Origin of the sequence: Micromonospora phytophila (genome assembly GCF_023656545.1) — a bacterium.
In the GTDB taxonomy this organism is placed as follows: domain Bacteria; phylum Actinomycetota; class Actinomycetes; order Mycobacteriales; family Micromonosporaceae; genus Micromonospora; species Micromonospora phytophila.
Genome location: NZ_JAMOKF010000283.1, coordinates 1 through 7,271 on the forward strand (window position 1 = coordinate 1; position 7,271 = coordinate 7,271).

Here is a 7,271-nt window from a genome sequence, read left to right on the forward strand (position 1 = left end):
CGCCGCCCACTTCGAGCGCACCCTGCGCCGCCGCGTCCGCGACCGCTGACCCGCGCCGGCCCCGCACCCTCGGCGGCGGGAGCGGGGCGGGACCGCGGAAGCGACCCGCGACGCACACGGCAGCTGGCGGCCACGTCCCGGTGTCTGCCGGGAGTGGCCGCCAGCTGCGGTGTGCGGTGACCGGTCGGTCAGTACCGCACCTGTTCGCGGGACTGCTGCGCCTGGTCCTTCACGTCCTGCGCGGCGGACTTCGAGTCGTCCTTGACGGCGTGCACGGCGTCCTGCGCGGTGGACTTCACCGACTCGGCGGCGTGCTGCGCCGGCTCGCGCAGCTCCTCCTTGATCTCGCTGGCGACCTCGCCCAGCTTCTCCTTCACCGCCCCGGAGTGCTCGGTGGCCTTCTCCCTGACCTGCGTCGCCACCTGCTGCTCGCGGCGGGTGGCCGGGATCAGCGACGAGGCGAGCCAGCCGACACCGAAGGCGATCAGGCCGGCGGCCAGCGGGTTCCCCTCGGACTTCTGGCGGATCACCTGCGGCGCACGCTGCGCGGCGTCGCTGACCGTCGAGGCGGCCGAGTGCGCCTTGTCGGTGACGGTGGAGGCCGCTGAGGAGGCACGATCGCCCACGCTGGAGGCGGCCGAGGAGGCGTGGTCGCCCACCGAGTGGGCGCCGTGCTTGGTGCTGTGGCCCAGGTCCGAAGCGGTTCCCATGACCTTTTCCCTCACATTCTGCAGTGCGTTGCGGGCCCGCTGCTTGCGGTCGTCGACGATGCGGCCGGGGCTGACCTTGTACGCCAGCGCGTCCACGTCGGAGCTCAGGCTGTTCCGGGTGGCTTCGATCTCCCGGCGGATCTGGTCGGGATCGGTGCTCATCGAGTGACCTCCTGCGGGTGGGGCTTGAGCGCGTCGGGGATCCGCTGCACGCTCTCGTTGGTCTTCTTGAGGCCGCGAACCTTGTCGGCGTTCTTCTTGGCCATGGAGTAGAGAACCGCGGCGATCGCGCCCCAGATGACGGCCACGATCAGCGCGGCCCAGCCGGCGTCCATCACGTTGGACAGCCCGGCCCAGAGCGCCAGCGAGAGGAACAGGGCCACCATGTAGCCGCCGAAGCCGGCGCCGCCGAAGAACCCGGCGGCCTTACCCGCCTTCTTGCCCTCCTCGCGGATCTCCGCCTTGGCCAGCTCCACCTCCTGCCGCATCAGGGTGGACAGGTCGGCGGTGACCTGGCGCATCAGCTCACCGACGGAGCTGCTCCGCACCTCGTCCGCGTCGTGCGGGTGGTATCCGGAGTCCAACCCGGACCCCTGCGTCGGCATGCTCATGCCGTCGCCTCCCTTCGGATGAGTCGTGCGCTCACGGACGGGTGGTGCCGCTGGACGGCACGCCCGGCAGCGGGTCGGTCTGGGTCACCGGCGGCAGCGGCTGGCCGGTGCCACCGGCCGGGTCGGCGTAGCTGGTGGTCGTCCGCGGGTCGGCGTACGCGCCCGGGGTCGGGTCGAGGTAGCCGCCCGGCGGCACGGCGTCCGGCACCGCGCGCGGGGCCGGCGGGGTCGGGATGACCGCGGTGCGATCCGGGTCGTAGCCGGCGCCCGAGTCGTACGCCCGCTGGCCGGTGCCGCCGAGGTTGTCGCCGGCGGAGATGTTCTTGGTCAGCCGGCCGGCGAGCACACCGAGCACGGCGGCGCCGACGAGGAAGGTGCCCGGGTTACGGCGGGCGTAGTCGCGCACCTCGGCGAGGATGTCGCCGGGCTCACGCTCCTCCAGCCAGCCGGCCACCCCGTGCACCCGGTCGGCGGCCTGGTGGGCGAGCTCGGTCACCGGGCCGGCGTTGCCGCCGTTCTGCGCCATGGAGCGCACCTCCTCGGCCAGCGACCGAAGGCTTCCGGCGGCGCGGCGCTGCTGCTCGCTGGTCCGGCCGGCGAGCTGGCTGCGGGCCTCGCCGTAGAGGTTGCGCGCCTGACGCGCCGCCTCGCGGCTGACCTCCTTGCCCTGCTCCTTGGCGGTCTCGGCGACCGCTCCGCCGGCCTGCTTGGCTTCCGAGCCGACCTGGCGGGCCTGGTCGCGGACGCCACCGCCGTTGGTCGACTCCTGCCCGTACGTGGAAGACGTGGGTGACAGATCGTAAGTCATGATTTCCCTTCCGCTCGGAAAGTCGTCGCGGTTGTGCTGGGGGGTACGCCGGCTGTTCCTGCCGCCGCGACCATTGACCTACCCTGCGTTGCCGCATCCATACCTGATTCGCGATTTCTCCTGCGCGTCCGCCCGACGCGACTACAAAATGGAGGATCGCCGGACGGTGTCGTCATCGTCGCGGACAGCGACGAATGAATCTCGCGTCCGGCGCCGCGGGCAGGGCGTTCCGCGGATCCACGGAGGTGACATCGATGGCACGGAACGCACGCGGCGGGCCGAAGGGTCCGACGCCCCGGGTGCAGCTCGCCGCCGTGGCCGCGGCCGGGGTCTTCCTCCTGCTCGGGGTGCTCGGCTTCATCCCGGGCATCACCACCGGCTACGACCAGTTGACGTTCGCCGGGCACCACTCGGAGGCGAAGCTGCTCGGCCTGTTCCAGGTGTCGATCCTGCACAACGCGCTGCACCTGGGCTTCGGCCTGGTCGGCCTGGTGATGGCACGCCGCGTCGCCGGGGCCCGGGTCTTCCTCGCCGGCGGCGGCGCGCTCTACCTCGGCCTCTGGCTGTACGGGCTGGCGATCGACCAGGAGAGCGGTGCCAACCTCATCCCGCTCAACGACGCCGCCAACTGGCTGCACCTGGCGCTCGGCTTCGGGATGCTGGTCTTCGGGCTGCTGCTCTCCAACCGGGTGGGCACCGGCACCGGCCCGGACACCCCCTTCGACCGTCCCTGAACCCGCGCCGCGTGGTGTTTGCCCGGCTCCCGACCAGGGCAACGGAGAGTCACCGGCTCACCGACGAGGAGGTCGCCAATGCCCCGCTGGCTGCGGAACAACGCGCTGAGCATCGCCATGTTCGGCGCGTTCCTCGTCTTCCTGCTGCTGCAGAGCGTGTTCGGCTGGCACGCCCACAACGAGGAGCTGACCGAGTTCGGCGCCGCGCCGATCGACTGGCCGGCGTACCTGCGCAGCGGGCACTTCGTCGAGTCGGTCTTCGAGAACTGGGAGTCGGAGTTCCTCCAGATGGGCGGCTACGTCCTGCTCACCGCGTACCTGGTGCAGCGGGGGTCGGCGGAGTCGAAGCCGGTGGAGCAGACCGACCGGCCCGCCGACGACGAGCGGCGGGCCACCCCCGACTCCCCCTGGCCGGTACGCGTCGGCGGGCTGCCGCTGATCATCTACCGGAACAGCCTCTCCATCGCCCTGCTGCTGATCTTCGCCGGCTCGTTCGTCGGGCACCTGCTGGGCGGGACCGCCCAGTACAACGAGGAGCAGGCGTTGCAGAGCGGCGCCCCGCCGATCAGCGTCGGTCAGTTCCTCGGCACCAGCGAGTTCTGGTTCCAGTCGATGCAGAACTGGCAGAGCGAGTTCCTCGCGGTCGGCACGCTGATCGTGCTGAGCATCGTCCTGCGTCAGCACGCCTCGCCCGAGTCGAAGCCGGTCACCGTCGCGCACGCGCACACCGGCGACTGACCCGCCGGCACGGCGCGCGGCGCGATCGCCCGCCGGCGCGGCGCGACCGCCGTCAGGCCGGCACCGGCAGCCGCTTGGCGAAGCAGACGCTGTACGGGTTGTCGACGTACTCGCCGTAGACCGGGATCGGTTCGTACCCGCAGGAGGTGTAGAGCCCGATCGCGGCCGGCAGGTACGTCCCGGTCTCCAGGCAGACCCGCCGGTGGCCGTGCTGGAACGCCAGCTCCTCCAAGGCGGTGAGCAACTGCCGGGCGATGCCCCGGCCCCGGTACGCCGGCCGCACGTACATCCGCTTGATCTCCCCGGCGCCGTCGTCGAGGGCCTGGACACCACCGCAGGCGACCGCCCGGCCGTCGACCACCACCGCGAGGTACCGGATGTCGTCGTGGGTGATCGTCACCTGGCCGTCGAGCCCGCCGTCGGCCTCCCGCAGCTCACGCTGCTGGGCGACCACCAGGGCGGCGATCTCGGGATCGGTGGCGGGACGCGTCTCGATCAGCATCCCGCCACGCTAAGCGGATCGCGTTTCGCGCAGGTTTCCGGCAGCTGACCCGGTCACGGAGCGCGACGAGCTAGTCGTCGTCGGGAAGATCGTCGTCGTCGGGAACGTCGTCCGAGACGTCGGCGTCGGTGCCCTCGACCTCGTCCTCGGGGCGCCGCCGGCGGGCCTTGCGGGCCGCCAGCCGCTCGGCCGCCGAGGCCCGGGTCGACCTCTCCTCCAGCCGGATGTCGGTGCCCCGGTTGCCGGGGACGAAGTCGGCGCCGGCGTAGAGGGTGGGCTGCCAGTCGAACTCCCGCGCCCCGATCCGGACCAGGTCGCCCGGCTTGGCACCGGCCTTGGCCAGCTTCTCCTCGACACCCAACCGGGCCAGCCGGTCGGCGAGGAAGCCGATCGCCTCGTCGTTCTCGAAGTTGGTCTGCTTCACCCACCGCTCCGGGCGGATACCGCGGACGGTGAACGAACCGTCCTCCTCCGCCTCGATGGTGAAGCCCGTGTCGTCGACCGCCATCGGGCGGATCACGATCCGGGTCGGCTCGGCCGGCGGCGCCGCCTTGCGCGACTGCTCCACCACCTCCGCCATGGCGTACATGAGTTCCTTCAGGCCTTCCCGGGTGGCGGCGGAGACCTCGAAGACCTGGAAGCCGCGCGCCGTCAGGTCGGGGCGGACGATCTCGGCCAGGTCCCGGCCGTCGGGGACGTCGACCTTGTTCAGCGCGACCAGCCGGGGCCGGTCGGCCAGGCCGCCGTACGCGCTCAGCTCGGCCTCGATGGTGTCGATGTCGGCCACCGGGTCCCGGCCGGGCTCCAGGGTCGCGGTGTCGATCACGTGGACCAGCACCTTGCAGCGCTCGATGTGCCGGAGGAACTCCAGGCCGAGCCCCTTGCCGGTTGCCGCGCCGGGGATCAGGCCGGGCACGTCGGCCACGGTGAAGGTGTGGTTGTCCACCCGGACCACGCCCAGGTTGGGCACCAGGGTGGTGAACGGGTAGTCGGCGATCTTCGGCTTGGCGGCGGAGATCACCGAGATCAGTGAGGACTTGCCCGCCGACGGGAAGCCCACCAGGCCGACGTCGGCGACGCTCTTGAGCTCCAGCACGACGTCGAGCTGGTCACCGGGCTCACCCAGCTCGGCGAAGCCGGGCGCCTTGCGGCGGGCGTTGGCCAGCGAGGCGTTGCCCCGGCCTCCGCGCCCGCCCCTGGCCACCTCGAAGGTCGTGCCGGCGCCGACCATGTCGGCCAGCACGGTGCCGTCGAGGGTCTGCACCACCGTGCCGTTGGGCACCTTGAGCACCAGGTCCCCGCCGTTCGCGCCGTCCCGGTTCGAGCCGGCGCCGCCCTTGCCGTTCGCGGCCTTGACGTGCGGACGGAAGTGGAAGTCGAGCAGCGTGGTGACCTGCGGGTCGACCACCAGGGACACGCTGCCGCCGTGCCCGCCGTTGCCGCCGTCGGGACCGCCGAAGGGCTTGAACTTCTCCCGGAGGATCGAGGCACAGCCGTGCCCGCCATCGCCGGCCTGCAGGTGCAGGACGACCCGGTCAACGAACGTCGCCACGACGTCATCCTTCCAGCGAGGCACGGCCCCGCGCGAGAAAAAGCGAAGCGGGCCGGGACCTGGAGTCCGCGGCCCGCTTCGCCGGAAACTACTGCTGCGCCTGAACGATGCTGACGGTCTTGCGACCGCGCTTGGTGCCGAACTGGACCGCACCGGCGGCCAGCGCGAAGAGCGTGTCGTCTCCGCCGCGGCCGACCAGGTCACCGGGGTGGAACTTGGTGCCACGCTGACGGATGAGGATCTCACCCGCGCTGACGACCTGACCACCGAAGCGCTTCACGCCGAGTCGCTGGGCCGCGGAGTCACGGCCGTTGCGCGAGCTGGACGCACCCTTTTTGTGAGCCATCTGAGAACGACCTACTTCCCGCTGGAGATGCCGGTCACCTTGACCTGGGTCAGCGGCTGGCGGTGACCCTGGCGCTTGTGGTAGCCGGTCTTGTTCTTGAACTTGTGGATCTTGATCTTCGGGCCCTTGGTGTGCGCGGCGATCTCGCCGGACACCGCGACCTTGGCAAGCTTCGCCGCGTCGGTCACCAGGTCGTCACCGTCGACGAGGAGCACCGCGGTGAGCTTCACCGCGTCACCGGGGGCACCGGTGAGCTTCTCGACCTCGATCACGTCGCCCTCGGCGACCTTGTACTGCTTGCCGCCGGTCTTGACGATCGCGTACATCGGAGGCGGACTCCCTGTCGTTGAGGCTGCTGGCGGTAGTTCCCGCGGCGGCTCGCCGGGTAGCAGAGGCGCGGCGGCGCGGGCACGCGGGAACTCGGCACACCAAAGTGCGCCGCAGGCAAGCGTACGCCATGGCAGGCTGGACACCCAAACCGGGCCCGCCGGTCACCCCCGCGCCGGCCGGCGCGGGCACCGGTTGCGCCCGGTCCACGCCCATGTCCGCCAGCTCGTCCGGTTCGCCGGGCGAAGGCCGCCTCAGCGGACGCAGAGCTGGTCGAGGCGCTGCTGGAGCCGGTCCAGCTCGGTCTCGTCGATCGAGTCGACGTCCGTGCCCATCGCGTCGACCTCGGTGGCGAGGTCGGTGAGGAGGGTCTTGAGCTGCGCGTCGTCGGCCCGGGCCGACTGCTGCCGCAGGGCGGTCCGCCAGCCGGCCAGCGCCGCCTCGGCGCGCTCACGGGCGGCCTGGGCGGCCGTGCCGTCGTTCGCCCCGACCGCGGCCATCATCCTGCCCAGTTCCTCGACGTACGTCCGGACGGCGGTGCCGCTGGCCTGCTGGGCGGCGGCGCAGACCTCGGGGGCGTTGCCGCCGGCCGCCCCGCTGCCCGCTCCCGGTCCGGCGCTCGTCGGCGGCGCGCCAACCGAACCACCGGAGGGCGTGGTGCCGGTGGTGGCCGGCGCCGTCTCCGGCCGCCCGGCCGAGCACCCGGCGACGGCGAGCAGGACGGTGGTGACCGCGGTGACGGCGAGCAGACGGCGCATCGTTCTTCTCCTGACCCGGGGCCGGTCGTGATCGGGGGTCGACCATACGACAGGGCCCCTCCCGCCGGACATTGCCGGGGAAGAGGCCCTGCCAAACTCCGTGCAGGTCAGCCCGTCACGGCCGGGTACGCCGCCGCGCGCCGCCCCGGCGGGACCGGCGCCGGCCGGTGCCGCCCTCGGCCTCG

10 protein-coding genes are annotated in these 7,271 nt (G+C 72.1%); 2 read left to right on the forward strand and 8 right to left on the reverse strand.

The features are described 5' to 3' along the window. Positions 1–188: 188 nt before the first annotated feature. From NCC78_RS24710 to NCC78_RS24720, 3 genes are read right to left on the reverse strand one after another with little or no spacing between them, the layout of a single operon-like run. Positions 189–872 carry a DUF3618 domain-containing protein gene (locus NCC78_RS24710; RefSeq protein ID WP_250797373.1) on the reverse strand — a complete coding sequence of 228 codons (684 nt, stop codon included), beginning with the start codon at positions 870–872 and terminating at the stop codon, positions 189–191. Beyond that, on the reverse strand, positions 869–1,321 hold the full coding sequence (locus NCC78_RS24715; RefSeq protein WP_250797374.1) for a phage holin family protein: 453 nt from the start codon (positions 1,319–1,321) through the stop codon (positions 869–871). Before NCC78_RS24715 ends, NCC78_RS24710 begins: the two co-directional genes overlap by 4 nt. A gap of 31 nt (positions 1,322–1,352) precedes the next feature. Continuing rightward, entirely contained in the window at positions 1,353–2,129 is a 777-nt protein-coding gene (locus NCC78_RS24720) for a YfjI family protein (protein WP_250797375.1), read from the reverse strand. Between the two features lie 254 nt (positions 2,130–2,383). On the opposite strand from NCC78_RS24720, the gene NCC78_RS24725 reads away from it, so the two are divergent. Next, complete coding sequence (locus NCC78_RS24725; RefSeq protein ID WP_250797377.1) at positions 2,384–2,863, forward strand: DUF4383 domain-containing protein; 480 nt, start codon at positions 2,384–2,386, stop codon at positions 2,861–2,863. A 78-nt stretch (positions 2,864–2,941) separates the two neighbouring features. Beyond that, positions 2,942–3,601, forward strand: a complete 660-nt coding sequence (locus NCC78_RS24730) for a DUF6766 family protein (RefSeq protein WP_250797378.1) — start codon at positions 2,942–2,944, stop codon at positions 3,599–3,601. A 52-nt stretch (positions 3,602–3,653) separates the two neighbouring features. On the opposite strand, the gene NCC78_RS24735 is transcribed toward NCC78_RS24730, so the two are convergent. From NCC78_RS24735 to NCC78_RS24755, 5 genes are all read right to left on the reverse strand, one after another. Then, positions 3,654–4,103 carry a GNAT family N-acetyltransferase gene (locus NCC78_RS24735; protein ID WP_250797379.1) on the reverse strand — a complete coding sequence of 150 codons (450 nt, stop codon included), beginning with the start codon at positions 4,101–4,103 and terminating at the stop codon, positions 3,654–3,656. A 70-nt stretch (positions 4,104–4,173) separates the two neighbouring features. Next, positions 4,174–5,655, reverse strand: a complete 1,482-nt coding sequence (gene obgE / locus NCC78_RS24740) for a GTPase ObgE (protein WP_250797380.1) — start codon at positions 5,653–5,655, stop codon at positions 4,174–4,176. Positions 5,656–5,743: 88 nt separating this feature from the next. Then, positions 5,744–6,001, reverse strand: a complete 258-nt coding sequence (rpmA, locus tag NCC78_RS24745) for a 50S ribosomal protein L27 (RefSeq protein ID WP_250797381.1) — start codon at positions 5,999–6,001, stop codon at positions 5,744–5,746. An 11-nt stretch (positions 6,002–6,012) separates the two neighbouring features. Further along, a complete protein-coding gene (gene rplU, locus NCC78_RS24750) occupies positions 6,013–6,327 on the reverse strand; it encodes a 50S ribosomal protein L21 (RefSeq protein ID WP_250797382.1) in 315 nt (104 codons plus the stop codon). A gap of 255 nt (positions 6,328–6,582) precedes the next feature. Further along, a complete protein-coding gene (locus NCC78_RS24755; protein WP_250797384.1) occupies positions 6,583–7,086 on the reverse strand; it encodes a hypothetical protein in 504 nt (167 codons plus the stop codon). Positions 7,087–7,271: the final 185 nt, after the last annotated feature.

Bases quoted from the DNA above. Each gene is read 5' to 3' on its own strand.
- NCC78_RS24710 (WP_250797373.1), bottom strand. From the start codon at position 872: ATGAGCACCGATCCCGACCAGATCCGCCGGGAGATCGAAGCCACCCGG.
- NCC78_RS24715 (WP_250797374.1), bottom strand. From the start codon at position 1,321: ATGAGCATGCCGACGCAGGGGTCCGGGTTGGACTCCGGATACCACCCG.
- NCC78_RS24720 (WP_250797375.1), bottom strand. From the start codon at position 2,129: ATGACTTACGATCTGTCACCCACGTCTTCCACGTACGGGCAGGAGTCG.
- NCC78_RS24725 (WP_250797377.1), top strand. From the start codon at position 2,384: ATGGCACGGAACGCACGCGGCGGGCCGAAGGGTCCGACGCCCCGGGTG.
- NCC78_RS24730 (WP_250797378.1), top strand. From the start codon at position 2,942: ATGCCCCGCTGGCTGCGGAACAACGCGCTGAGCATCGCCATGTTCGGC.
- NCC78_RS24735 (WP_250797379.1), bottom strand. From the start codon at position 4,103: ATGCTGATCGAGACGCGTCCCGCCACCGATCCCGAGATCGCCGCCCTG.
- rpmA (WP_250797381.1), bottom strand. From the start codon at position 6,001: ATGGCTCACAAAAAGGGTGCGTCCAGCTCGCGCAACGGCCGTGACTCC.
- rplU (WP_250797382.1), bottom strand. From the start codon at position 6,327: ATGTACGCGATCGTCAAGACCGGCGGCAAGCAGTACAAGGTCGCCGAG.
- NCC78_RS24755 (WP_250797384.1), bottom strand. From the start codon at position 7,086: ATGCGCCGTCTGCTCGCCGTCACCGCGGTCACCACCGTCCTGCTCGCC.